Origin of the sequence: Microcoleus sp. S28C3 (genome assembly GCF_036700785.1) — a bacterium.
In the GTDB taxonomy this organism is placed as follows: domain Bacteria; phylum Cyanobacteriota; class Cyanobacteriia; order Cyanobacteriales; family Microcoleaceae; genus Microcoleus; species Microcoleus asticus.
This window is the reverse complement of sequence record NZ_JAUBPO010000030.1, coordinates 1-25,680: the sequence shown is the minus strand read 5'-3', so window position 1 is coordinate 25,680 and position 25,680 is coordinate 1. Positions and strand designations below refer to the sequence as shown.

Below are 25,680 nucleotides of genomic sequence, written 5' to 3'. Positions count from 1 at the left end.
CCAATAACAACCAACAAATAACAAATAACAAATAACAAATTACCCCATTTGCGATCGCAACTTCCCCGTTTCCAATTCCGTCTCAAAAGCCGCCCGCACCTTTTCCCACTCCACTTGGGCTTCCAACAGGCGATCGCGCGCCGTACTCACATCAAAAACCTGTTCCCCTCCCGACTCAGACGCCACGCGGCCCATATACTCCAACTCCCTGCAAACTGCTGAAAAAGACACGGCTCCTAAATTGGCGCTGCTCGACTTGAGCGTGTGAGAAGCCAGCTTCAAACTATCAGCATCGCCGAGAAAAATAGCCTCCTTAATAGTTTCTAAATGCTGCGGTGCGTCTAACAAATATATCTTAATCAGCTCCCCCAAAAAATCCGGGTCTTCCTCATCGTCTAGCTCGCGGAGATTGTGCAAAACATGAAAATCAATCGGCGAATCTGCTCCCGGTTTGACGCTCGAATATCCAGCAGCATCACTGTCAAGTCCATCGGAAATATCTTGATTTTTAGGCTCAGTAACGGCATCCAATTCATCCCGATGCAGAGGTGAGCACTTGCTCAAGGCGATCGCCAACTCTTCCCGGCGCACTGGCTTAGTAATATAATCGTCCATACCTGCTTCCAGACACTTTTCGCGATCGCCCTGCATCGCATTAGCAGTCATCGCAATAATTCTCGGCTTCTTGTTAGCAGGCCATTCCTGACAAATGCGGCGCGTCGCTTCCAACCCGTCCATGTTCGGCATCTGCACATCCATCAGCACAACATCGTAAGATTGCCGCTTCAGGGCCTCCAAAACCTCCAACCCATTAGCAGCAATATCAGCCCGATATCCTATCCTATCTAGCAAATGCGTAGCGACTTTTTGATTCACCACATTGTCCTCGGCCAGCAAAATCCGAATCTGACTAGAATTAGCTGCATCCTGTCCCGCTGAATTGGTAGCAACCTGCCTCAAAACAGCCGGCGTCCGCTGCACGCGGTGCTGTTCTTGAGATTTTTCAAAATACTTCAATCCCGAAGTCAAAGTCACCACATTTGAAACTTCTCCCCTGCTGCTTTTTCCGGTAACATATCCAAAAACTTGCAGCAACACATTATAAAACTGTGACTGTTTTAGAGGCTTAGTTAAAAAAGCCGAAAAATGTACTTCTGTAGTTTCAAGTTTTTTCCAAACTTCCGCCTTGCTTAAATAAGTAAACAGCACCAAAGGTAGCGCAACTTTGCGAGGATTTTTAACTTGGATGGCATTCGGATTTAGGTCGTCGCCGCCAGACAAATTGCTCAGCTCAAATTTCCGAATCTGCACAGCCAAAGCCACACCGTCCATATCTGGTAGATTCATCGCCAAAATAGCTAAATCGATCGCCGAGTTTTGTTTGATGATTTCCAAAGCCTCAGCACCGGAAGTTACAGCTACCGGTATCATTCCCCAAGACTCTGCCTGCCGGCTCAAAACTTGCCGATTAATGGCATGATGCTCGACAATTAACAAGTGCTTACCAGCGGCAAATTCCGGCCTTTTTTCCTCAGTCAGGATTTCATTAGCTTCAGCAATAACCGTGAAATAAAAAATCGAACCCGAACCCGATATCGGCGGGGAAGTAAATTCTGCAGGCGACCTGCCAGCGGTACTTTGTCCGATCGCAGAAACTGCCGATTGAGACTTAGAACTTCCCGGACAAACCTGGCTGACAACCCACATTGTACCCCCCATCAGATCGCTCAAACGCTGGCTGATAGCCAGTCCCAAACCCGTCCCGCCGTAATGTCGCGTTGTCGAAGCATCCACTTGCGAAAAAGCTTTAAACAGGCGATCGATCCGGTCTGGCGGAATGCCAATTCCCGTATCTTGGACAGCAAATTGAATCTCGTATTGTCTGCTATCTGCCAACCGTCTCTGGTTAATTACTAACGGTTGCGGCTCTAAAATATTGATTATTTCCGGCGAACTCTTAGCAGCTACCTGCTCAATTTTTCTAGCCGTACAGCAGACGACAATTTCTCCCGATTCTGTAAACTTAACTGCATTTCCTAGTAGATTTACCAAGATTTGGCGCAGCCTAGTGACATCTCCTAAAATGTTTTTCGGAACAGAACTGTCAATAAAGTAAGCCAGCTCTAAACCTTTTTCTGATGCTCTCGGAGCCAGCAATTCCAGAGATTCTTCTATACAGTTTTGCAGATCGAAGGGGCTGCGTTCCAAGTCCATTTTTCCCGATTCAATCTTGGAAAAGTCTAAGATATCGTTAATAATAGTCAGCAAAGCATCGCCGCTGGTGCGAATTGTCTCTACAAAATCCCGCTGTTCTGGAGTTAGATCCATATCGAGCAACAAACCCGTCATCCCGATTACCGCATTCATCGGAGTGCGGATTTCGTGACTCATAGTCGCTAAAAATTCGCTCTTAGCTCTGTTAGCAACTTCCGCCGCTTGTCGCGCTTGATCCAAAGCTTCATTTTGCTCTGCTAACTGTCGCTGTCGCTGAACTTCCGTTTCTAAAAGTTGTGCTTGAGCTAACGTAATTCCCACTTGAGCGGCAACATCTTCTAACAGTTCAATTTCGTCGGAATTCCACTGGCGAGTGGCATCGCACTGGTGCAAAGTAATAATTCCATTCGGTTCTCCTTGATAGGAAGTGCGCACCGCCAACATAGATTTTAATCCGATGCGGCGGCACATCGGCCCCGAAGATTCGAGCAAAGGATCGGCAAACACATCAGGAGATGCCAGGGCTATATCTTCAGCGAGGAGTTTTTCTGTGTAGGGGTTATAAGTGACAGAAAGTTCTAAATCTAAAGCAGATTCGTGACCTGGTTCTAAGTATTCCGCGACGCAAGGAAGGTGCGGATAAGGTTGGGAAAGATAGGTGTGAATTGTACAGCGATTGACGCCAAATACGCGACCGATTTGGGTGGCGGTAGTCTGAAAAATTTCTTGAGTATCTAAAGTCGATCGCACTTTTTGAGTAATTTGTTTGAGTAGTAAAACGCGCTGGTACTGACCTTGCAAAGTTCGCTCTCGCTCTTCGCGGGCAATTTCCGCGCCGATATAATTGCCCATCAACTTTAAAATTTCAAAATTCAGCGGTTTCAAAGGAGATTTAGTGGTGCGGGAAGTAAAGCTCAAAGTGCCAAAAATTCGCCCTTGCACTATTACCCTCGTTCCCACAAAAGCCTCCAACTTGCGCACGCTGTAAGCGGGGTGGTTGCGCCACGGAGTAGTGCCGGCTGATTCGACAGAAATAGGTTCGCTCGATCGCAAAACCTCTCGCTCAAAGGTTCTGCTCAAAGCAAAACCGTCTCCTTTAGCAAATCCAAAGGGAAAATCTTCCGGTACATAAGCCGCGATCACTTCGTAGCGATCGCCCAAAACCCTGCCCAACAGCCCGATATCCATCCCAAACTGACTGCAACCCATTGCCAGCAACCGGATCGTTCGATCGTCAAAAGAGCCTTCCGAACTCACCATTACCTCGTAGAGCGATCGAATTGCCCGCTCGCTTTCCCGCAGATCCTCAACCCCTTCGACGCGGTTGCAGACATCGTGCAAAGTCCCTAAAATTCCCGCTATTTCACCTTGGGAATTCCGCCGGACTTGGGCAAATATTTCTACTGAAATAAAGCCCGAATTACTGTGAATTCCCAAGTAGTTTTTCCCCGCCTCCGACTTGCACTTAAATCGCAGTTCTCGTCGTTCAAATTCCGACTTGCCCGACAGCAAAGACTCCAATAAATTTGCACATTGCGCGCGCTCATCTGGATGCACCCAATCTAAAAAATTAGTTTGCAAACTTTCGGCAACCGAAAAACTCGTAATTTCCGTCCAAGCGCGGTTGAGAAATGTCCAAACCCCTGCCGCATCTATCTGGAAAATTACTGTTGCTTTCAAAGAGTCAAATAGTTGGAATTGCTCCTGATTATGAGCGCGGTTTGTGAGTTCTAACTGCTTGTTTGCAGTAATATCTGTATGAGTTCCTACTACCCGCAGCGGTTTGCCCGTAGCGCCGCGCAAAACTTGACCCCGGTTCAGCACCCAGAGAGTGCTGCCGTCTTTACAGTACATCCGATATTCTGCTGAAAAATCCGGTGTTTTTTGGGCGAAGTGCTCTTCTAAAGCTGCCTTTACGGAGTCAATATCATCTCGGTGGATGCGACTCCACCATTCCGATCGGCGATTCGAGATTTCCCCTTCTTGGTAGCCCAGCATTTCTTGCCACCGCGCCGAATAAAAAAACTCATCTGTTTCGAGATTCCAGTCCCAGATCCCCTGATTGTTGACTGCAGGGGGGAGATTTGGGCGCTCTACGAAACTGTTGTGAGAAATTTCAGCCGCGACGTGGCTATTTGCTGCCCTCCCCTGTATTTCTGCTGAGAGTCTTTTGTATTGAGCGTTGCTAGATTCTAGCTGGCGCTGCAAAGCGATTAAGCCAGAATGAAGAGATTTTGAATCCAGCGCTTGTAAAAGGATAGTTTTAGGATTGACAATCCCGATCGGGTGATTGCTTTCGTTGAGGACTAATAAAGGCAACTGGCAGTAGTTTTTTTGCAGCAGGGCGACTGCTGCTTCGAGGGTAGAGTGCGATCGCACCAGCGGTGGCGAACTGCTGCAAATCGCTCCCGCTTTAATTTTGTTGGAGTCTCTTCCCAGGGCCTGCAAGTGCACGATGTCTCGCGAACTTACCACGCCAACCAGTTTGTGAATGTTGGGATTTGTAAATTTGGGATTTTGAGCAGCACCAGTCGAGTGTTGTTCGGGGGTTTCAGTGATTAATACATAGCTAACATTGTGTCTGAACATCAGTTGCGCCAAATAGCGAACCGAAGAAGTAGCAGGAGCGTGAATAATTCGCGAGGCTGCGATTTGAGGGATTTGATAAAGTTTAATTAAACTCGCGGGCAGCTCTAATTTCGGATGCTGAATTGGCAGCGGCGGAGGGAACGCGAAAGCCGCAGGTGGCGAAGCGCTGCTAATTGCTTTTTGTGTCGATTCCCCAATTCCCTGCAACATTTGCACCAAGCTTTGAGAGCTAATTATACCGACAAGTTCTTCAGTGTCGCTGACGATGGGCAAATGGCCGATATGATTTTTCTCCAGCAGATTTGCTAAGGCAAAAAAGTCGGAAATTTCTGATTCTCGGGCTACAGTTACGGTTCTGATCATGATTTGCTCGATCGCAAATCCCCTCAAAGCAGCGCCGATCGAATTTAGCTGTACGACATCTCGCGTTGTAAAAATCCCTAGCACTGTCTGGCCGCCCGCATAGGGAGCTTTTGAGCCGTTGAGACCCAGCCCGTTGCCTCCTGCCTGTACCGCACGCGGTACGCCGCTGTAGAAACCCAACTGTTCCCGCGATTGTGGGGAAGTCCCGTTCGTGGGATTTCCGAATTGAGAATTCCCGCGCGGTTCTACCACGAGGACGTAACTGGCTCCTGTGCTGCTCATCAGCTCGATCGCCTTTTCTACGGGCGTCTCAGGGGTGACAGTGAGGGGATTGCGGTTGATGACCTGACTGAGGGAGGGAATAAACATCAGGGGGCATAAAAGTGATATTTGTTGGAAACAGCCGATCGCGAGCAGCAGGTTGATTGAGAGGCTTTGCCCGCGAGATTTCCCAGCGCGCTCAAAGTTTCTGTACGATTAGACTCACTCCTACTTCCAGCATCTTGGCATTGAAAATTAATTCCGTGCCAATTCCTGATAATTGGCCGGTTCTGACTTTCAGAACCAATGCTATCTGCCAGAGGGCGGACATGAAGGCTGGCGGGCAATTCCTCGCTTAGCGTAACTGCTGCGGGTTTACGAGCAAGAATTTCTGCGATTGTCTAGATTGCACCTTACTTTCTCGCCCTCAACGGAACTCTTGCTCGGATTCTGTTTGAGGCAAGATACCTGCACGCTACCAATTTACCAGCGACAGGAGGGGAATCACAACATGACGATTTAGGTATTGCTACTGTGCAATTAGGGGTTCTAGGGTTTGAGGGTTCGAGGGTTCGAGGGCTAAACAGGCAGAAAATAAATAATTCCGATCATAACTAATTGTATCTTATCCCAATTATGACCCGAGGATTTGAGCTTCAATTCTGGCGATCGAACTTGATGAGAATAGCGCTGTTCCCCGCCACCGCAAAACTCGCATTGCCACCCTTCAGCGTTAAGCTACCAACAACCTCATCCATTTTGTTAGAACTGAACTCCCGCACCGTGCCCTTACCGGCTTTTATCAGAGCCGAAATATCTGCATTTACTGTGTAAGATTTGGCTCGATCGTTGACAACAAGCAAGTAAACATTCTTGCTAGCATCGAGAGTTGCAACTGCCATTATATCCGAACTGTTAGGAATAGGAAAAAAGGTAGCTTTCCCGCCCTGCAAAGCCCTAATTCCCATCCGCAAAGCATAGTAGCCTGCACGCCGTTTTCCCTCGTCCCCTAGCAAACCTTCCACCACTGCGGGCTTGCCCCAGTCGTACAAACAGAATATGTGACTGCCGTAAATATAATTATCCCCCGGTTGGGAACCTCGAATCAAATTCTTAATCAAATTTAAAGCTAAAGATAAATTGCCGTAGCTAATGTTGTAAGTTCCCCATTCTCCGACCCAAAGCTGCGAGTTAGCGCGGACAGTACCGTTCATCCAGCCGCGCACTTTGCGGGTGTAGTTAGAAATATCTGCATCGTAGTTGTGGACATTGACTGTATTGAAATAATTCGGTATTTCCTGCAAAGCACTAGCCGGCCAATTGCTGCCACCTACGGTTTTCGGGCCGTGGATGCGGTAAGTGCGATCGGGCAAATAAGTTTTGTAAACAAAGTCGATCGCATCTTTTGCCACTTTAACCAACTCAAAATAGTCAGCCATAGTCCCGCCCCAACCCTGAGCGCGATTGTCCGGTTCGTTGTGAATTTCCCAATCATCAACGCCGTAATCATTGCGAACATTCAGCCAATAAACCGTAGCAAAAACGTGTTCCCACCACTCGTTCCAATCTTCTTTTGGGCGCGGCGGATTCAGTTGCAGCGCCCAACTCGGCTTCCAGTTATTATCAACATTCCGAATACTCACAACCGGGCGAATATTTGCTTGTTTGAGACTATTAAAAATAGTCCGGGCATTGCCTTGCCAAACTATACCAGGTTTTCCCGACCACCAATAATCGCTACCCTGGGGCGGATCGGTCATAATCTTATCCCAATGCGCCCAATTAATTATATTGGGATTTGCCTTAATTTGGGATATTTCCGGCCACCCGTATTTACCATCATCGTCTTCGGGTTCCCATCGGGACATCCCGCCGTAAATGCGGTAGGTATTAATTCCCAAATCTTGCAAATCTTTGATGTCGAAATTGATATTGCCCTCGACTGCACCGATGTAGCGAGTGCTAACACCCGCAGCATTGGCTGAAATTTTAATTGTTTCGATGTTTTGAGAAAAAATTGTCGTTCCGCTGAACAACGCTAGGCTGAGGGCCATTAAAATGGCGAGCGTAAAATTCCGAACAGTTATTTTCAAGAACACGGGAGTAATGACTAATGATTACATCACGCCTATAAATATAGCAGGTAGTCATACGATTTTAGATTTTAGATTTTAGATTTTGGATTTTAATTTTTAGATGGTAATGACTGATGACTTAAGTTATTAGTTATTAGTCAAAAGTCAATTTTCTTAAGAAACTTTTCGTAATTCCTGTTACTAAAACTTCTCCACAACGTACTTGCCCAAATTCCTGCCCGCTGTTAACCCATCTCGATTGTCCGACAACCAGTGAGAACCACCGTAAATGCGACTCATCCCGGCTTCCTCCGCAGCCTCAGTAATACTTTTAAAAGCCCGAGGCTGCAAATTTACCGAAGCATCGGCGACGGTGGTAAAACTAACATTATCGCCGAAGAAAGCTGTCAAAACTACATTTGCTGCACCGCCAAAGGTACTATGTCCCGAAACATAAGCTGGGGAAAATGTAGTATTGAGTAACGGCGTCGAATTTGCATCCGCTGCTTTCTGAGGATTGCCGTTTTTATCTGCTTGCTGGATTCCTGTAATTAGTCGCCACCGATTGAACGTTTATTTTTGGTAGCCGTCGATGATGCTGGCATCGGCGAGAGCAATATTCAACACTGCAAATAAACCCACGTTTTGCTCGAAGTATTGCCGCGTCTAATAGCAATATCAGCAGCAATTTGATTCCAATTTCCGGGAGGAGTGACAGTACCTGCACTGTCCAGCCAAAATTTGGATATCGCACTTTGATCGGGTGTGCGAATTTTACTATTTTTTGCTCCTAATTATTTTAGTTTGTTGAGATATGCTGCATATTCTTCGCTCGTCAAACTCGGCATATTCGCTATTTACAACTGCGAATATTTAGTCATGGCAAAAGGTTTGACATTTTTCCAGTGTGGCATAGAATCTGGTTTCAAACCCGGCGGTATGGGCTGCCAATAACCAGTTTGATTAACGGGAGTATATTTCACCTCGACAGTCGCACCATCATCTTTTCGCCATTCTCAGATATTGTTCACTACAAACTCTCTCTATTGTACGCCATCTGTTTTTGATTTTCCTTTAGCGATTGTCGCCAAAAAAGCTGTTTTTGCTGCTTCTAAAGTTGCTGTTTGTTTTGGGTACAAATTTACTAGCACGCGATGTGCTGCTGCTGCTTCAGCAGGTGTACCGGCGGGTGCTGGTGCTGGAACTTTGTATACTTTCTGAGTTTTGGCGATCGCATTTGCCGCATCGTAAACCGCAAGGTGAACCAATACGGTTTAGTTAAGGGCTATGCAGTGCTTAAAACAATCAATACAGAAGTATTCATTATGATTCCACTACCTCTGTGTTTAACTTGTTTAGACCGAAATTTTGAGCCAGTTTTTTTCACGACTATGGGGTTGTTTCTCTGGACTCTTTCCGGTATATTTTGATCCAGAATCTCCCAAGTTAACAAACTCAAAAAAAGAGAATTTATTGTGGTTGTAACCCCTGAAATTTTGGGAGCGCGCGACGAACAACTCGTAATGTTCCAGTAAAATAAAGACGCAAGGGTGAAATGCTTGCCTTGCTTGCAGCTTGAAAAATTAACGACCTTACAGCAAGCGTGTCCTAGTAGTAAACCATAAATTTCTTGCACAACTTATGAATGCTCTGTGAGAACGAATATGAGTTTTTCGTCCTAATAAATGTACTTTGAGTTCATCAATCGTATTCTCGACTTCCCAACGTTGATGATATTCACAGGCAAGTAACTGGGCAGTAAATTTTTCAGCGTCCAACAAGCTGGTAATTAAACGATATCTAATTTTTGCTTCTGGGCGATCGTAATTCTCAATTGTGTACTCAATTACTCTTACCTGTATGGGCTTAAATCCTTTTTTCCTTAATTTGCTATCAGGGGTAAATCCAACTCACATACGAATCATCATCTAATTGTATTTCGTTTAAGAATTTAACGTTGCAGGGAATTCGCCCCAAATACTCACAACCTTTACTGACTGTAGCTTCTACTATCGCATAAGAATGTAAGCCTCTATCCCACATCAATAGCATTCCCGGCGTTACCGATCTCCAAAACTTTAACGATCTTACTCTTTCTCCCATTTTATATGGACACATTAAGGCATCAAATATTAAATGTGTTGCTGCCTCTACTAAAATGATTAATCTAGATGCAAAGGAATGCTACTTTTGTAGCGGGGCGACTTCCTTTCCCGACCAAAAACTCTGGCATTTTCATCACGATCGGGGAGATCTAAGCAGGTTCCGTCTATCACTACGACTCTAAGTTCGTTGATAAAAGCTCCTAGTGTTTCAACTGTCACCATTGGTCGCACTTGCAGAATGAAACAACTGTCTCATCAGGCCTGCTCCTAATCTTTGTCTGGCTTGAGTAATTGCCGAAATACACATGGAAATCGCCAATATTTACCAAGTTTTCTCCACCCTTCATTAAGACCATCAATCAAATTTTTTAGTACATCCCGCATTGAATCTTTCGACCACAGACTCATGGCAATTACCAGACACACTACCAGTTGTAATGGTAAGGCACGATGACGTTTCTCTTCAACCTTCGTTTTAGTAATCGCCTGGAAAGATTGCAGTAGTCCGACTCGCCATTTCTATTGCTTTGAATATCTCCGTGCTTGGGATTTTGGAAGATACTAATGAGAATTATTTGAGATGCACGCTAACTTGCTCTCCCTTTTTGGATACAATACCTAGTTTACCACGGTTTGAGCGTTAACTGAACCCTATTGAAATAAGCCTCAATTTCGCCATGAACTAAAACTCTGTAGGCAAGAGTTAAGGCTAACTGCCGAGCGGAATATGAACCTATAGGGTTAATTTTAGGAATAAATTGTTTTTTTAACCTAATGCTTATGACCAACGTAATGTCATTGCTGACAATGCGTAACGCCTAAATCTGACACTTGCGTTTAACCAAAGCGTCCACTGATGTACTCTTCGGCTTCTTTGGTTTGGGGAGAACGGAAAATTTGTTCAGTGGGACCAAACTCCACCAATTTGCCGCGTCGTTTGCCTTGATCGTCCGTTTCTGTATTGAAAAATGCCGTCCAATCCGCGATTCTTGACGCTTGTTGCATATTGTGAGTCACCGTAATAATTGTGTATCTTTCCTTAAGTTCTAAGCACAGTTCTTCAACCTGTCGGGTAGAAATGGGATCGAGAGCAGAGCAAGGTTCATCCATTAACAAGACATCGGGCTTCATAGCGATCGCGCGGGCAATACAAAGCCTCTGTTGTTGTCCCCCGGATAACGCCGTTCCTTTATCTTGCAGTTTATCCTTGACCTCATTCCAGATAGCAGCTTGTTTCAGAGAAGATTCCACTAATTCATCCAGATTTCCTTGATAACCGTTGGTTCTGGGGGCATAGGCAATATTTTCATAAATGCTCTTGGGAAACGGATTCGGTCTTTGAAACACCATTCCCACCTGTCGCCGCAATTTGACGGAATTCACTTGCGGATCGTAAATATTGCGGTTGCGATAAATGAGTTTCCCTTCCACCTTGGCACCAGGGATTAAATCATTCATGCGATTGAAGCAACGCAATAAGGTACTTTTGCCACAGCCTGAAGGACCGATAAAAGCCACAATTTTTTGACGGGGAATTTTGATATGGACATCGACAAGGGCTAAAAAGCCATTGTAATAAACCTTTACGCCTTCTGCATCAAACACGCTATCGTCCGTGTTGAGTTTGGTATTACTGTTAGTCATCTGAAATGGTCTCCTTAATCTTGACAACTCAAGTTAATTAATGGCTGGAATAGCGTTGGCGCAGATAGATAGCGACGGCATTAAGCGCCAAAATCAAGATAATCAGCACAATAATCGTCGCTGCGGCTGCACTGGCAAACCCCGGTTCAGGACGAGTGATATAGCTGAAAATTTGAATGGGTAACGCCATAAATCGTTGGAATAAACCCGGATTAAACGTGAGGAAACTGACAGCACCCACGACCACCAAAGAAGCAGCATCCCCCATGGCGCGGGAGACAGAAATAATCACCCCCGTAAGAATTCCCGGAATGGCATAGGGTAAGACATGGTGTTGAATGGTTTGCCATTTGGTAGTTCCCAGTCCATAGGAAGCATTTCTCAGGGAGTCGGGAACAGCCCGAATCGCCTCCCTCGCTGTGACGATAATGACGGGTAAAGACAATAGGGCAAGGGTTAATGCCCCCGAAATCAAGGTAGGCCCAAACCCTAGTAAATAGTTAAAGACCCCTAAACCCAGTAAGCCATAGACAATAGAAGGAATCCCCGCTAAATTCCCGATATTAATCTCAATCAGCGCAGTCCACCACTTTTTAGGGGCGTATTCCTCTAGATACAAAGCAGCCCCTACCCCAATGGGAACCGCAACCAGAAGGACGATTAGTCCCAGAAAGAAACTCCCAATAATGGCTGGACGGATACCTCCGCGTTCGGCAAAACGGGAAGGCGTTTCCGTGAGAAACCCCGGTGTTAGCAATCTGCCAAGTCCATCATGAAGGATATTAAGAACCAGTAAGGCGAGGACAAATAAACCGATGAGTAACCCAATTAAGAATAGATACTCAAAGACTTTACCGATCGCTTCTCGGCGTTCTATATTGTCGGTAAATTCGGCAGTGTTGACGGAATTGTTTGTTGGAGTTGATTTAACCATAGCAATCAGTCGTATTTTTCCTTAAAGCGACTAGAAATCCAAAAGCTGGCCATATTGAGAGACAATGTAATCACGAACAGAACTGCTCCCACCGCATACAAAGTCTTAAAACTGAGGCTACCCCTGGGACTATCTCCCCCCGAAATCTCCGCCATAAAAGCGGTCAAGGTGGCGACGGATTCCATGAAATTGACGGTGAGGCGGGGCTGCGATCCAGCCGCAATCAGAACGGTCATGGTTTCTCCCACTGCGCGGGAAACGCCTAAAATAATCGAAGCCATAATCCCAGACAAGGCAGCCGGAAGAACCACTTTAAAAATGGTTTCTAGTTTGGTAATGCCCAAGGCATAGGAACCTTCCCGCAGAGAACGGGGAACCGATTGAATGGCATCTAAGCTGATGGAACCGACGGTGGGGGTGATCATAATGCCCATCATTAACCCAGCGCTGAGGGCATTAAAAATCTCTAAGGGGAAAAGATACCGCAGAACCGGAGTGACAAAGAGCAAAGCAAAGTAACCATAAACTACTGTGGGAATTCCCCCCAATAACTCCACAGCAGGGCGTAACACGGCTGCCACTTTCGGTTGGGCATATTCACTCAGGTAAATGGCTGAAGACAACCCCAAGGGAACCGCCACAGTCATAGCGATCGCAGATGTTAAAAACGTTCCGTTCAGCAGCGGCCAGATGCCAAAATGGGCCTCGGCAAACAGGGGAGTCCATCGGGTATCCAGAAAGAACTGGGCTAAGGACACTTCTTGGAAAAAACCCAAAGTCTCTTGGAAAATGATCCAGACAATACCAAAGGTGGTGGCAACGGACACGAAGGCACAGGCAAATAAAACTGCACCAATAATCTTTTCTGGGACATCTTCAGAAGCCTTCTTAAGCAAGAAGTCATCCGCAGCGAAAAGGGAGTCATCAAAGGAACTAGGAGTTAGGGTCATTGGCTTGAGATTTCCTCCTTAAATAAAGTTAGTAATGGGTTCGCCGGGTTTGGCTTTTTTGAACTTCGTTCCGGTTTCACGCCGCTCAAATTTTTGCTTAGTTTTCACATAAGCTTCATCGGGTAACGCTACATAGCCCACACCATCCACCCATTTCCAAGAATTTTCTAAATAGAATTTCACGAATCTTTCCAGGGAAGGATTGGTTGTCAGGGAGTTTTTATTGACGTAGATAAAGAGGGGGCGAGAAAGGGGGCTATAGATATTTCTCAGAACGTTATCAAGGGGAACTGGTTTAACACATTCTCCATTCGCATTTTCAATCGCCACCCCGTTCAATTTGTCTTGGTTTTGGAGCAAGAAGGCAATTCCCAGATATGCCAGTCCCGATTTATTGCCAATCACCCCTTGAACGAGGGTATTTTGGTTGCGACTGGGGGTAAAGTCGGTACGACTATTTTTCCTTTTACTCGTTACGGCTTGGGTGAAATAATCAAAGGTTCCCGTATCGGAAGGAGGGGCAAACAGCAACAGTTTTTCGTCTGGAAAGTCGGGATTGATTTGCTTCCAACTGGTAATTTTGCCTTCGGATTTGGCATTCCACATTGTGTCTAATTCTTTAATCGTTAGACATTTGGCAAAGTTATTTTCCTTATTAACCACTACCGCAAGACCATCAAGAGCCATCGGCAGTTCAATAAATTCGATTCCTTTTTCCTCACATTTTTTGATTTCTTCGTCTCTGATAGTGCGAGAAGCCCCCGCAATCTCAAGGTTTCCAGCACAAAACTTGCTAAACCCTCCCCCTGTGCCACTGGCAGCCACGCTGACTTGGGCATTGGGATAAAGTTTTTGGTATTCTTCGGCGACGGCGAGGGAAACGCTAAAGCCCACAGCACCACCATCAATACTGATTTGCTGTTCCTTATCTCCTGAATTGCCACAACTCGTCATCAGGTTGCCCGTGACGATGAGAGGGATTAGGTAAAACCAACGAGAAAATTTCATAGGATTTGAGCGTAAATTTGGAAAAATGAAAGTGAATTAGGCGTTTAGGTTCAGGACTTGCCCTTAATTTGGTCAAAGATGCCATCCTTTGCAAAAAACTTCTCTTTGATCGAAGGCCACCCTCCTAAATCTTGAGCATTGAACAAGGTTTTAATTGGGGGAAATTGCACCTCTGTGCCTTGAGCGATAAAGGGATTGACCGAACGGTAGCCTAATTTGGCGAATTCTTGCTGAGCTTCGTCTGAATAGAGAAAATCGACAAAGGCTGCTGCCACTTCTCTCGTTCCATGCTTATCCACGTTTTTATCAACTATCGCCACGGGATTATCGATAGAGATATTGAGGGAAGGAACAAAATAACTGGTTTTGGGTCGGTTCGTTCCAGCTAAAATCACTTCATTTTCATAGGTTACTAAGGCATCTCCCTGCCCTTGTTGGAAGAATAAGTCGCTGGCTTCCCGCGCATCTTTCGTTAGGGTGGGAATTTTTTTATAGATTTTTCCCACAAAATCAAGGGCTTGTTCAGGATCTCCTCCTTCTTGGGTGACTGACCCCCACAGACCTAAAAATTGCCAAACACCAATACCAGAGGTTTGAGGATTCGCTGTAATGACATTTACATCTTCTTTGGCTAAATCTGCCCAAGTTTGAATATCTTTGGGGTTGCCTTCTCGGGTGACAATTGCCGCGACCGATTGACTAACTACTCCCCTTCTAGGAACTCTGTCCTGCCAGCCAGAATTAATTAAACCCGCTTCTTCGATGCGAACGACATCCAATGGGAGGGCCAGATGCACTACATCGGCTTCTTGTTTGCCGGCAACGATCTCGTCGGTTTGCGCTAAAGACCCGCCATAACTGCGTTCAAAAATGACGTTTTGGTTGTGTTCTTTCTGCCACTTTTCTACAAATTTAGGGACGATTTGGTCGTGGGCCGCTTTCGTCACTGAGAAGGAAACTAGGTTGAGCTTGATATCGCCTTGATTAGCCCTACTCGTTCCAGAGCAAGCAGCAATTGATATACTTAGAATTACACTTAGTAAAAACAAGACACTGTACGCTTTTTCTGAGCGTCCTAGATGCTGAGCTCTTTTAAGAAATTGCCCTGAAAATCGCAGCAATTGGGAACTGGCTGCGATCGCAAATTTTAGAGACTGAACGATCGAAGTCACTGAATTTTGCCAAACTTGTTGTTGATTCACCGATACTTTTTCTTTAACTACGGTATTTTTATCGAGATTTCGTAGTTACTTTGAGGAGTATAGAGTCATCAAATTAGAGTCTTCAGTTTTCTTAATATTTTCTTAATAATTGGTCTTAACCTACCGCTACCATGACAAAGAGTCCAAACTCACACCCGCCCGCCGCGGCCGCTAAACAGTTAGAACTGACTAACTTAAGTGACTCCCGCATTGGCGATGCCCAGAAAACGGTGATTATTGCCTCTGGAAGTGGGTGCGGTAAAAGTACGCTGTTGCGGATTATTGCTGGCTTGGAATATCCGACGGTGGGGGAAGTGTTTATCGACCCGGATGTCGCATCGCCGTAGAAGTGTTTGAAGGCAATATCAATGATGCTTCAACCTTAAGTCCACTGCTGGAAAAAGTTCGCCAAAAGAGTTAGACAAAATTGTCACGCTTGACAACCGCTCGAATCGTCCGCTTCGAGGAGCCGAAAAAATTGGGGTGAGAGTGGGAAAGGTCATCAATCGCTATCAGGTAGCAAAGCATTTTCATCTCAAGATTACCGACAACAGCTTCTACTACGAATGAAACAGCGAGAAGATTGAGATGGAAGCGCATTTAGATGGAATTTATGTGATTCCTACCTCGGTCTGTCCTTCTGGGTTAGATGAGAGAGAAAGAGTGAAGGCGTATCAGAGTATATTCGATCGGACGCACCTTGCACCCTCTCCGGTAGGGTGCGTCAGAAACAAAAACTTTCGAGTTGATGCAAAAACATCGACTGACGCACCTTATCTGTATCAATTCAAACAGCTTTGCTTCCCAAAAAATCCCTCATGTACCTATTCACCAACTCCGGCTGTTCCTGCTGCACCCAGTGGCTGCAATTAGGAATGTAATGAATCTGAAAATCCCGCACGTAATCTGCGGTTCCATAGGTTAACTCTTTACCGAGGGCGGCATCATTTTCTCCCCAAATCATCAGCGTCGGAACTTGCAGCACGCTCCAATTCTGGCGATCGAGAAATCCGCTAGCCATATTGCGGTAATAATTGATAGTAGCAGTCAGAGCGCCCCGTTTGGCAGCCGCATCTTTGTAAGCTTCGATATCTGAGGGGGTAAAAGTGTTTTTGTCAACTGCCATACCTTCCAAAGCAGCAGAAATTGCCTGATAGTCGCCCAACTGAATTAACAACTCCGGCAAAACGGGGAACTGAAATAAAAAGATGTACCAACTTTTCAGCAATTGTTGGGGAGTGCGTAACCCTTCAGCAAACTTTGCCGGATGCGGTAGATTCATCACAATTAATTTATCCAGCATTTGGGGATAAGCATAAGCAAAATTCCAGGCGATCGCGCCTCCCCAGTCGTGACCAACTAAGACGCAACTTTCGTATCCCAAACCCTGAATAATTCCCTTGACATCTTGCACAAACTCTGCCATCACGTAAGCAGATTTATCCTGAGGTTTGTCGCTGTCGTTGTAACCCCTGAGATCCACAGCGACAACTTTATAATCTGATGCAAATTCCGGGATTTGATGTCGCCAAGAATACCAAAATTCAGGAAATCCGTGCAGCATCAGCATCAGCGGCCCAGAACCTTGAGTGACATAGTGCAGTTTGATGCCGTTCGTAGCGATAAATTCGTGTTTCCAAGCAGCTTCCAGCACAGACATATTTGATGCTTCCTCTAGCTTTCGAGATATCCTAGCAGTTACTCTCTTTGAGAGGAACCAACTTTAGGCATATCTAGCAATTCTCCCAGCACTTGTAAACTCTTCCTTTTCTCTTCATTTGTGGAACAGGCGTCCCGCCGCTGGTTCTTCGCGCAAAAAAAGCCGTAGCTTGCGGGACCCGACGCTATCGCCCATTTCCTAAAAAGATTGCTATCTCTGTCAAAATAATAGTATAATGTTGCTGGCATCCAGACAACGGCTAAGCCAAAAATTACTCTTTTTCGAGCGCGCGAAAATCCAGAATCGCAACAATTTTAGGTGTGGTAGTTGTGCAATTTCAATAATTAATATCTGGCGAGTGTACTAAGAATTAAAGGAGTTAATACTATGTCTGGCGATCGCCTGCAAAACATTGTTAACCGCTTGACAGATCGTCTAAAGCGTGACGTATTAATTGAAACATCCCTCTACGACATTCGAGAAATTTTGCAGAGCGATCGCGCGGTGCTTTATCATTTTTACAAACAGTGGCAAGGTCGAGTGACTTACGAGACGTTGAGTGCGATCGACCTCTCCATCTTGGGTTCAACGGGGCCAGATGAGTGTTTTAACGGCGAATACGCTGCTTTGTACGAAGCCGGCAGAGTTAGAGCAATTGCAGATATTGAAGTAGAACAAATTCACCAATGCCACCGAGATTTTCTGCGTAGCCTGAAAGTGCGCGCCAATTTAGCCGTGCCAATTTTAACAAAAAAAGGACTGTGGGGGCTGTTAATTGCTCATCAGTGCAGCGGGCCTCGTACTTGGTTGCGATCGGACATTGAATTCATGCAGCAACAAGCACAAAATATGGCAATGTCTCCGACAATTCAAGATAGTTAATTTTGAATCCAAAATCCTGCTTTGTGACTGTTCGGGTGCATTATCTGTGCGATAGAAAATTACCAACAACCAAAATATGATGTTCTATTGTTAGGCGGAGGTTTGTAGCGACTCATAGGGCTGGATGAGAATCTCAGCGGGAATTCCTAACTCTTGATTCAGCTTCCGAATCATTTCCAAAGTCAAGGAGTGTTTGCGAGATAATATCTCAGATACTCTATCTCGACTGCCAATACATTGTTCCAAATCGCTACCAGACCATCCGCGAGCCTCCATGTAGTATTGAATGGCTGCAATTGGATCGGGTATTGCGATCGGAAAATGTGCCTTCTCGTAAGCTTCTACTAGGGTACTGAGCACATCTAGGCGATCGGAGTCAGGTGTATTAGGAGGTGCATTAAACAGCAACTCAACCTCTCGAAGGGCATCCTGATAGTCAGTTTGGGTTCTAATTGGACGTATTTCCATATATCAATTTGTGTTTAGATTGTTTCTGCATCTACCTTGTCATACTCGGCATGAGTGCCTATAAAGCGGATAAAAATAATACCGATGTCATAACGAATGGCAACAATCAGCCGATAGGAATTGCCTTTGATGTTGAACACAACACGATTGTTGGCAATGATGCTGGCATTACGATGAGCAGACTTAACATCGACTGGACTCTGCCAATCGGCGTGAGACGCTTCGTAGTACCAAGTTTTTAGTGCTTCTGAGGCATCTGGATGAGTTTCCCAGAAGTTTCGCAAGGTGCTGCGGGACAAAATACGCATAGAACTTATAGTAACTCGATCTTAAAACGGGAGCAAGAGGCGCTTGAAGAGATGCCAAATCTTTTTCCAAATTAAGCTTAACGGCTTGGGCTTCAGCAGCGGCGAACCTGTAGTCGGAAAGGCAGTCGGGTGGCTTCTAGCCTTCAAAATTACCGCGATCTTGTGGGCGCAGAGCACCGTCTGCTGGAAGCCCTTGTTAGTAGCCAAGAGTGGTTAGACGAAATCGGCTCAATTCTTCTACCCATTGCTTTGATACTGATAATAATATTTGTGATGTCTCTCGAAGACATTCAGGCGTAAAAAAAATTAGATACTCACCAAGTTCTCGATTGAGAAAAGGAGTCACGTTTCCGTGACAAAGATCATTTCTTAGGGCAACGATCTTGACATCTACACGGTTAGGTTTAGTTGTTGCTAAATTTTCAATAAAGTCACTTTCACCTGGAAATGCTAGGGCTAGAATTGGCATTCCCTTGTCGCCTGCTTGATTTATCAGAGTATTACTCAGCAACTTATAATCGCTCAGATCTTCGTTAAAGGACTTGCCTGCAAGTTGATGAATGGTTATTCGGAGGGTTGCCTCTATACCATTAATGAGCGATAAGACTCCTGGTATATATAGATCCTTCCGCAGCGCTTGTGCCCCTTGCACAAAAAACCAGTGCATTTCTGAACCACGCAAATGTGCAAAAAAAAGTCCATCATTGGGTTGGTCAAATACCGAAAGCATATCGCTCATATTTTTACCTTGAATGTATAACCAACATAGTAGAATACCAAGCTTATTTTATAACTTGTCCTCTTCATTGCAACTGGCTTGATGACTTGACAGCTAACTTCTAATTGTATCGCAGTTGCGGTACAGTAAGGGATATAATCAAACAATACCGCAGCTCAACGATCGCCTACATCTTTCTTACTCCCCATCAGCATCTCCCTTCCTCGAAGGTTAGGTGCTGTAGTGAGAATTAACTAACAGCTACAGCCTCCCCTAAAGGATGCTGCTGCAAAACCGCTTGCAAATACTTCCCAGTATAAGACCTCTGATTTGCCGCCACATCCTCCGGCGTCCCCGCCACAATAATTTCGCCGCCCTTATCTCCCCCTTCCGGGCCTAAATCGATCGCCCAATCGCAGCACCGAATCACATCTAAATTGTGTTCGATTACCAAAATAGAATTACCCTTATCCACCAATCTTTGCAGCACATTTAGCAAATGGTGAACATCATAAAACGACAAACCAGTCGTCGGTTCATCGATCAAATAAAGCGTCTTCCCAGTAGCGCGGCGCGACAGTTCCGTTGCCAATTTTACCCGCTGCGCTTCGCCTCCAGAAAGCGTCGGCGCCGGCTGTCCCAACTGAATGTAACCCAAACCGACATCTACCAAAGTTTGCAGTCTGGCGCCCGCCCTGGGAATATTTTTAAACATCTCCAAAGATTCCTCTACGGTCATGTTCAAAACATCAGAAATCGACTTGCCTTTATACTTCACTTGCAGCGTTTCGCGGTTGTAGCGCGCACCCTTGCAAACCTCGCACTGCACGTAAACATCCGGCAGAAAATTCATCGAAATCACGTTCACGCCTTGGCCGCCGCAAGCTTCGCACCTTCCCCCTTTCACGTTAAAAGAAAACTGCCCCGCTTTGTAACCTCTTGCCTTGGCTTCAATGCTTTCGGCAAACAAATCCCGAATCACATCAAAGACTCCCGTGTAAGTAGCAGGATTAGAGCGCGGAGTGCGGCCGATGGGAGATTGGTCAATTACAATTACCTTATCAATCACATCCTCTAGAGAGCGTTCCCCTTTAGTTTTGAGGGCGTCCATATCGGGCGGTAAAGGCACTTTTTTGGTGATATAGTGTTGCAGCGACGGGTAGAGCAATTCATTGATTAAAGTAGATTTTCCCGAACCGGAAACCCCCGTCACGCAGACGAGTTTTCCCAGCGGAATTTCCACATCAATATTTTTTAAATTGTTGCGCCTCGCATTTGTGATTGAAAGAGCTTTGCCGTTGCCTTTTCTTCTTTCATTAGGGGTTTCAATTACTCGCTTTCCCGACAAGTAAGCCCCGGTCAAAGATTCTTCAGCCGTTAGCAAATTTTCTAAACTTCCTTGCGATATAATTTTGCCACCGTGAACGCCGGCACCGGGCCCGATATCGACAATGTGGTCTGCCGCTCGCATGGTTTCTTCATCGTGTTCTACGACAATCAAAGTATTGCCTAAATCGCGCAATTTTGTTAAGGTTTGCAGCAGTCGAAAATTGTCTCTTTGGTGCAAACCGATGCTCGGTTCGTCCAAAACGTAGAGCACGCCAGTCAAACCAGAACCGATTTGAGTCGCCAGCCGAATTCGCTGGGCTTCTCCGCCAGAAAGCGTCATTGCTGCGCGGTCTAAAGTCAGGTAATCTAACCCGACATCGAGCAAAAATTGCAGCCTTGCTTTGATTTCTCTCAGGGCTAAATCGGATATTTGGAATTGCCGATCGCTCAATCCCAAATTATTTACTCGTTCGCGACATTCGCGAATCGAAATACTGGTTAAATCCACAATTCCGTACTGTCCCAATCGCACCGAAAGCGCCTCTGTTTTCAAGCGTTTGCCGTGACAAACCTCGCAAGAGCGATCGACCCGATACTGTTCCAACTTCTGCTTGATCAGATCGGAACCAGTATCGTCGTACTGGCGCTGCAACATGGAAATTACGCCCTTAAAATCTCTTTTCAAATCGGTGGTGTTGCCCTCTCGCTTCTTACTTTCTGAGGTACCCTTGGACTCATTGCCGTACAAAATCACGCGCTGGTGTTCGGGCTTTAATCGATGCCAAGGAGTGTCGATATCAAACCCGCAAGTATCAGCAATACTGCACAGCAAAGAAAGATAATAAGAATTGTCTTTGTCAGACCAAGGCGCGATCGCACAATAAAGAGGTGCTTTCTCGTCGGGAACTACCAACTCCGGCGCAAAAGTCCGCAAACTCCCCAAACCGTGGCAGTTTTGGCACGCGCCGTAAGGCGAATTAAACGAAAATAGCCTGGGGGAAAGTTCTTCCATTACCGCGCCGTGTTCGGGACAAGCAAAGTTTTCGGAAAATACGATCGGCCCCTGTGGTTCGGAATTTTCATCACTCGGTAGCTCTTCAATTATCGCAATTCCCTCAGAATGGCGCAAACAAGTTGCCAGAGAATCAACTAAACGTTCTTCTAAACCGGGTTTTTTAATTAACCGATCGACAACTATCTCAATATTGTGCGTATGATTTTTATCTAATTCGATATTTTCCGAAAGTTCTAAAATTTCTCCGTCAACTTTGACGCGGATAAATCCTTCCGCAGCTATACTCGACAATAATTTGCGGTGAGTGCCTTTTTTTCCGCGCACAACTGGTGCCAGAAGGTGAAAGCGAGTGCCGTCGGGAAGTGCCATGACTCGATCGCACATTTCATCAATTGTCTGCGGCGCAATGCTGCGATCGCAAATCGGACAGTGCGGTTCACCGGCTCTGCCGTAGAGCAATCTGAGATAATCGTAAATTTCTGTAACAGTGCCAACAGTCGATCGCGGGTTGTGAGAAGTTGACTTTTGGTCGATCGAAATAGCCGGACTCAAGCCTTCGATCGCGTCCACATCCGGTTTGTCCAACTGTCCCAAAAACTGGCGCGCGTAGGCGCTGAGAGACTCCACGTAGCGGCGCTGTCCCTCGGCAAAAATTGTATCGAAAGCGAGGGAAGACTTACCAGAACCGGAGACACCCGTAAAAACTATCAGACGATCGCGCGGCAGTTCCAGATCGATATTTTTCAGGTTGTGCTGTCTCGCACCGCGAACCCGAATCATATTTTGGTTGTTAGAGTGAGAATTCGTCACATTATGCCCGTTGCGGGATGCACTTGGCTGGCTGTTTGAGGTTTCGGCGCGTTGGGACATGAGAGTAGTGCAAAACAGTGCTTAACCATCTTAGCGCTGCAGATCGAATTGCTGGCATCCAAACTCAAGAATATCAAAGAATTGTCAAATAGGTTTCCGTCGGCCCGTCGGGCAAAACTTTCAATCTTTGATTTTTCAAATCAATTTCAATTCCCAACGCTTCCATCGGGATCACGCCTAAAAGTGGCGTTTTCCCCTCGGGCAATTCCAGACACTCAAAAGTCCCTTCGCGGCCGCACAGAGAAATCTTGGCATCTTGAAAAATCCTCGCTTCACTAATGCCCGTCGCTGTTTCCACAACTACTTGCTTGAGAATTTTCAAACCCAGTCGGGCAATGACATCTTTAGGCAAACACAAAGTTGTCGCGCCCGTATCCACCAAAACATTTTCTAGAGTAACAGACCGGACTTGTTCAATGGGAATTAAACCATCTTCGGCTTTCCCTTCGTCCAGCCGATTCGTAATTACTAGAGTTGCGATAACTTTTCCCATTTGGGTTTCCGTAGTTGTTTCCATTACGTTCAAATTATCATAAATTGCTCCTTTAATTTTAGCACATATTTCCACATATTGTAGGGAGAGCTACTCCCAGTTTGCACCGCCAACCTGACGAATATCTCTGTCTAAATCATCACATTATTGCACGCCAATAAACTTGTGAGTTTGCAAAGATAACTTGTAGCTAGGATTTTGTTTCAGCAATTCCAAGATTATGGGAATCCCTGAATCTTTCGAGTTCCATTCTGGTTGCAAGAAAACCGGAATATTCACATTACTTGCCAAATTCTTGTGATAAAATTCAACTTCTTCGCCAGTGCTAACCACCAACTTAATTTCATTAGCTCTAGTCCAAAAAAGCTTTTGCACCGGATATTTAGGGTTGATGTGTTCCTTAGGAGAAAGAGTAATCCAAGCCTGCGGCGAAACATCCTGCCAGCAAGCACCAGAAGTTTCAATACTCACCTGCTTGTCAGCTTCTAACAAAGCTTCAACTAACTCAGGCAAATTCTGGTGTATAAAAGGTTCGCCGCCAGTAATGACAACTCTCGGAGACTGCAATTGAGCGAGCAATTGTGCGATCGACTGCGGCGCAGACGGCAAACCTTTGCCCCCATTTGCGTAACCGGTGTCGCACCAAGGACACCGCACAGGGCAACCTGCCAATCTGATAAAATCAACTAAAGTCCCCGTCCAGTAACCTTCGCCTTGAACAGTACACTGAAAAGTTTCGTGAATCGGTAATTTTACCTGCAAATTTGAACCCAGCATTTGCGCCTCTGATTAACTAAAAAATAAATCATTCTCTAGGGTACGCATTGCGCACCTTACTCTATACTTTTGAGTTTCTAGGGTGTGCATTGCGCACCTTACTCTATATAAAACTGACTTGTATATTCTTGAATAATTAGCAGTTTGTGGCAATTTAAAATGAACCGCAAACCGCAAACAACTCTTTAATTATCCTGTTCAGGTTCCATCATAGTAGCCCAGCGGCGTTTCAATGCCAAAGTCAGCCCGTCACCAATGGGGACAACACTGAGAGTAACTCTGGGATCGTTGCGCAATTTGTCGTTAAAAATACGAATGGCGGTGGTACTTTCGTCTTGTACTTGAGGGTCAGCAACTCGTCCTGACCACAGAACATTGTCAATTACAACTAAACCGCCATTGCGTACAAGTTGCAGCGATCGCTCAAAATAAGCCTCATAATTTTCTTTATCGGCGTCGATGAAGGCAAAATCAAAGGTTCCTGCTTGTCCTTCAGCTATTAACTTGTCGAGAGTATTTATTGCTGGGCCCAAGTGCAAAGAAATCTTGTTGGCGACACCCGCAGCTTCCCAATAGCGTCGCGCGATCGCAGTATATTCCTCGCTGACATCGCAAGCAATAATCTGACCGTTTGAAGGCAGCGCCAAAGCCACGCACAGCGAGCTATAACCAGTAAAAACCCCTATTTCTATGGTTTTGGTCGCTCCCATAAGCTGCACCAGCATCTCCATAAACTGACCTTGTTCGGGAGCAATCTGCATCTGGGCCATAGGATGCTTAGCAGTTTCTTCCCGTAGGGAAGCGAGAATATCGGGTTCCCGCAGAGAAATAGATAACAGATAATCGTAAAGTTGATTTTCTAGGCCAAGAGTTGAGTTCGCCATCGGTTTGTCCTTCCTGCTGACTTTTTATTTGAGATTGTAGACGCGCAGTTAATGGAAATCGGAGACTGTAGAGTTAAATTTGGCACCTATTTTGCTGTGGCTGATGACAGGTTGCACTAGCAGTGTCTCGGTTATGGAGAGGCAACTTGCAAAACGCGCGATCTAGTTCCAAACCAGTTTATCTCAGCCACAGGTGATTTAGCAGCTCTGGAAAAGAAAAATCGATAGAGGGGAGCGTTTTGAGATGGCGGCGTTCCTAGCACTAGCACCGCGTAACGCCGTTAGTGATACCAGTTTAAAAGATGAATGCAACTGTGGACAAGCTGCAAACCCATACATAATCTGCCATTGCTCATCTCAAATCTCAAATCTCAAATGCTATGAGTTGGGTAGAACGTGACCGAAAGCATCTAGGATACAAGCCCCCGGATTCATCCGTGAATAAATAAAAAACCTGTATCCGATAAAGGAGCCCCCGAATTTATTCGTGGGGTCAATGCTTCAATTCTTTAATCTTTAATCTAAAATCTAAAATCTAAAATCTAAAATCGATTGACTTCATCCCGATCGCTAAGTAGATGAACTGCGAAAAGCATAAGTAGTCAAAAGCGAGTGAAATGAAGCAATCGCAGAGGTTGTGATTAGTTTACATTTTGTTACATTGTCAAGTTTTTGCGTGTCGCTCTACTTAATCCTCAATGACTAATTATTGAGAAGTTACGCACTCTCAATAAACAAACCGTTTCTTTTAACTCTTATTGATGGGTTAAAGCAGGTGTATTTTCCTGGAACAAAGCAGGGGCCTGGAAACCCTGGTGTCCCGGAATATTACTCATAACGAATAAACTGGGTTTAATCAACAGTCCGGACAGTTTTTTGGGGTGAGTGGCGAGGAAAGCTATCCAAGGCTTAAAGTACAGTCATACATAAA

19 protein-coding genes and 1 pseudogene are annotated in these 25,680 nt (G+C 45.5%); 2 read left to right on the top strand and 18 right to left on the bottom strand.

Going from position 1 to position 25,680, the window contains the following annotated elements; all coding sequences use genetic code 11:
• Nucleotides 1-39: 39 nt before the first annotated feature.
• The 10 genes and pseudogenes from QUA13_RS11395 to QUA13_RS11350 form a co-directional block, all read right to left on the bottom strand.
• Complete coding sequence (locus tag QUA13_RS11395; RefSeq protein WP_333198440.1) at nucleotides 40-5,535, bottom strand: response regulator; 5,496 nt, start codon at nucleotides 5,533-5,535, stop codon at nucleotides 40-42.
• Between the two features lie 548 nt (nucleotides 5,536-6,083).
• A complete protein-coding gene (locus QUA13_RS11390) occupies nucleotides 6,084-7,520 on the bottom strand; it encodes a hypothetical protein (RefSeq protein ID WP_333198438.1) in 1,437 nt (478 codons plus the stop codon).
• Between the two features lie 183 nt (nucleotides 7,521-7,703).
• Nucleotides 7,704-8,045 (bottom strand): phosphatase PAP2 family protein, encoded by a 342-nt coding sequence (locus QUA13_RS11385; RefSeq protein ID WP_333198509.1) that lies wholly within the window; start codon nucleotides 8,043-8,045, stop codon nucleotides 7,704-7,706.
• Between the two features lie 500 nt (nucleotides 8,046-8,545).
• Entirely contained in the window at nucleotides 8,546-8,770 is a 225-nt protein-coding gene (locus tag QUA13_RS11380) for a hypothetical protein (RefSeq protein ID WP_333198436.1), read from the bottom strand.
• Nucleotides 8,771-8,972: 202 nt separating this feature from the next.
• Nucleotides 8,973-10,090: pseudogene (locus QUA13_RS11375) on the bottom strand (IS4 family transposase).
• A gap of 354 nt (nucleotides 10,091-10,444) precedes the next feature.
• Nucleotides 10,445-11,251, bottom strand: coding sequence for a phosphate ABC transporter ATP-binding protein PstB (pstB, locus tag QUA13_RS11370; protein WP_172193335.1), 807 nt, complete (start codon nucleotides 11,249-11,251; stop codon nucleotides 10,445-10,447).
• Between the two features lie 37 nt (nucleotides 11,252-11,288).
• On the bottom strand, nucleotides 11,289-12,185 hold the full coding sequence (pstA, locus tag QUA13_RS11365) for a phosphate ABC transporter permease PstA (protein ID WP_333185612.1): 897 nt from the start codon (nucleotides 12,183-12,185) through the stop codon (nucleotides 11,289-11,291).
• Nucleotides 12,186-12,190: 5 nt separating this feature from the next.
• Nucleotides 12,191-13,135 (bottom strand): phosphate ABC transporter permease subunit PstC, encoded by a 945-nt coding sequence (gene pstC / locus QUA13_RS11360; RefSeq protein WP_333198434.1) that lies wholly within the window; start codon nucleotides 13,133-13,135, stop codon nucleotides 12,191-12,193.
• Between the two features lie 18 nt (nucleotides 13,136-13,153).
• The gene (locus QUA13_RS11355) at nucleotides 13,154-14,143 is read right to left on the bottom strand and encodes a PstS family phosphate ABC transporter substrate-binding protein (protein ID WP_333198432.1); all 990 of its coding nucleotides are present in this window, start codon (nucleotides 14,141-14,143) and stop codon (nucleotides 13,154-13,156) included.
• Between the two features lie 50 nt (nucleotides 14,144-14,193).
• The gene (locus tag QUA13_RS11350; RefSeq protein WP_333198430.1) at nucleotides 14,194-15,345 is read right to left on the bottom strand and encodes a sulfate ABC transporter substrate-binding protein; all 1,152 of its coding nucleotides are present in this window, start codon (nucleotides 15,343-15,345) and stop codon (nucleotides 14,194-14,196) included.
• 131 nt (nucleotides 15,346-15,476) lie between these two features.
• Between QUA13_RS11350 and QUA13_RS11345 the strand changes: the two genes are divergently transcribed.
• Entirely contained in the window at nucleotides 15,477-15,692 is a 216-nt protein-coding gene (locus QUA13_RS11345; protein WP_333198428.1) for an ATP-binding cassette domain-containing protein, read from the top strand.
• Between the two features lie 440 nt (nucleotides 15,693-16,132).
• Here the strand turns inward: QUA13_RS11345 and QUA13_RS11340 are convergent, their stop codons facing one another.
• Entirely contained in the window at nucleotides 16,133-17,005 is an 873-nt protein-coding gene (locus QUA13_RS11340) for an alpha/beta hydrolase (protein ID WP_333198426.1), read from the bottom strand.
• A gap of 387 nt (nucleotides 17,006-17,392) precedes the next feature.
• Here QUA13_RS11340 and QUA13_RS11335 point away from each other — a divergent pair, with 387 nt between their 5' ends.
• Nucleotides 17,393-17,887 carry a GAF domain-containing protein gene (locus QUA13_RS11335; RefSeq protein WP_333198425.1) on the top strand — a complete coding sequence of 165 codons (495 nt, stop codon included), beginning with the start codon at nucleotides 17,393-17,395 and terminating at the stop codon, nucleotides 17,885-17,887.
• A gap of 90 nt (nucleotides 17,888-17,977) precedes the next feature.
• Here QUA13_RS11335 and QUA13_RS11330 read toward each other — a convergent pair whose 3' ends face one another.
• The 7 genes from QUA13_RS11330 to QUA13_RS11300 form a co-directional block, all read right to left on the bottom strand.
• The gene (locus QUA13_RS11330) at nucleotides 17,978-18,355 is read right to left on the bottom strand and encodes a transcriptional regulator (protein WP_333198423.1); all 378 of its coding nucleotides are present in this window, start codon (nucleotides 18,353-18,355) and stop codon (nucleotides 17,978-17,980) included.
• 14 nt (nucleotides 18,356-18,369) lie between these two features.
• The gene (locus QUA13_RS11325) at nucleotides 18,370-18,663 is read right to left on the bottom strand and encodes a type II toxin-antitoxin system HigB family toxin (protein WP_333198421.1); all 294 of its coding nucleotides are present in this window, start codon (nucleotides 18,661-18,663) and stop codon (nucleotides 18,370-18,372) included.
• 196 nt (nucleotides 18,664-18,859) lie between these two features.
• A complete protein-coding gene (locus QUA13_RS11320; RefSeq protein ID WP_333198419.1) occupies nucleotides 18,860-19,402 on the bottom strand; it encodes a hypothetical protein in 543 nt (180 codons plus the stop codon).
• A gap of 229 nt (nucleotides 19,403-19,631) precedes the next feature.
• Nucleotides 19,632-22,595 carry an excinuclease ABC subunit UvrA gene (gene uvrA, locus QUA13_RS11315; RefSeq protein WP_333198417.1) on the bottom strand — a complete coding sequence of 988 codons (2,964 nt, stop codon included), beginning with the start codon at nucleotides 22,593-22,595 and terminating at the stop codon, nucleotides 19,632-19,634.
• A 73-nt stretch (nucleotides 22,596-22,668) separates the two neighbouring features.
• Nucleotides 22,669-23,112: a retroviral-like aspartic protease family protein gene (locus tag QUA13_RS11310; protein ID WP_333198415.1), complete on the bottom strand. Its 444-nt coding sequence runs from the start codon at nucleotides 23,110-23,112 to the stop codon at nucleotides 22,669-22,671.
• A 120-nt stretch (nucleotides 23,113-23,232) separates the two neighbouring features.
• A complete protein-coding gene (locus QUA13_RS11305) occupies nucleotides 23,233-23,865 on the bottom strand; it encodes a 7-carboxy-7-deazaguanine synthase QueE (protein WP_333198413.1) in 633 nt (210 codons plus the stop codon).
• Between the two features lie 185 nt (nucleotides 23,866-24,050).
• A complete protein-coding gene (locus QUA13_RS11300) occupies nucleotides 24,051-24,749 on the bottom strand; it encodes a class I SAM-dependent methyltransferase (RefSeq protein ID WP_333198411.1) in 699 nt (232 codons plus the stop codon).
• Nucleotides 24,750-25,680: the final 931 nt, after the last annotated feature.

What these genes read in the sequence shown, in the direction of transcription:
- pstB (WP_172193335.1), bottom strand. Translation starts at nt 11,251, where the DNA reads ATGACTAACAGTAATACCAAACTCAACACGGACGATAGCGTGTTTGAT.
- QUA13_RS11355 (WP_333198432.1), bottom strand. Translation starts at nt 14,143, where the DNA reads ATGAAATTTTCTCGTTGGTTTTACCTAATCCCTCTCATCGTCACGGGC.
- pstC (WP_333198434.1), bottom strand. Translation starts at nt 13,135, where the DNA reads ATGACCCTAACTCCTAGTTCCTTTGATGACTCCCTTTTCGCTGCGGAT.
- QUA13_RS11325 (WP_333198421.1), bottom strand. Translation starts at nt 18,663, where the DNA reads ATGCGTATTTTGTCCCGCAGCACCTTGCGAAACTTCTGGGAAACTCAT.
- QUA13_RS11330 (WP_333198423.1), bottom strand. Translation starts at nt 18,355, where the DNA reads ATGGAAATACGTCCAATTAGAACCCAAACTGACTATCAGGATGCCCTT.
- QUA13_RS11345 (WP_333198428.1), top strand. Translation starts at nt 15,477, where the DNA reads ATGACAAAGAGTCCAAACTCACACCCGCCCGCCGCGGCCGCTAAACAG.
- QUA13_RS11335 (WP_333198425.1), top strand. Translation starts at nt 17,393, where the DNA reads ATGTCTGGCGATCGCCTGCAAAACATTGTTAACCGCTTGACAGATCGT.
- uvrA (WP_333198417.1), bottom strand. Translation starts at nt 22,595, where the DNA reads ATGTCCCAACGCGCCGAAACCTCAAACAGCCAGCCAAGTGCATCCCGC.
- QUA13_RS11340 (WP_333198426.1), bottom strand. Translation starts at nt 17,005, where the DNA reads ATGTCTGTGCTGGAAGCTGCTTGGAAACACGAATTTATCGCTACGAAC.
- pstA (WP_333185612.1), bottom strand. Translation starts at nt 12,185, where the DNA reads ATGGTTAAATCAACTCCAACAAACAATTCCGTCAACACTGCCGAATTT.
- QUA13_RS11305 (WP_333198413.1), bottom strand. Translation starts at nt 23,865, where the DNA reads ATGCTGGGTTCAAATTTGCAGGTAAAATTACCGATTCACGAAACTTTT.
- QUA13_RS11395 (WP_333198440.1), bottom strand. Translation starts at nt 5,535, where the DNA reads ATGTTTATTCCCTCCCTCAGTCAGGTCATCAACCGCAATCCCCTCACT.
- QUA13_RS11320 (WP_333198419.1), bottom strand. Translation starts at nt 19,402, where the DNA reads ATGAGCGATATGCTTTCGGTATTTGACCAACCCAATGATGGACTTTTT.
- QUA13_RS11300 (WP_333198411.1), bottom strand. Translation starts at nt 24,749, where the DNA reads ATGGCGAACTCAACTCTTGGCCTAGAAAATCAACTTTACGATTATCTG.
- QUA13_RS11310 (WP_333198415.1), bottom strand. Translation starts at nt 23,112, where the DNA reads ATGGAAACAACTACGGAAACCCAAATGGGAAAAGTTATCGCAACTCTA.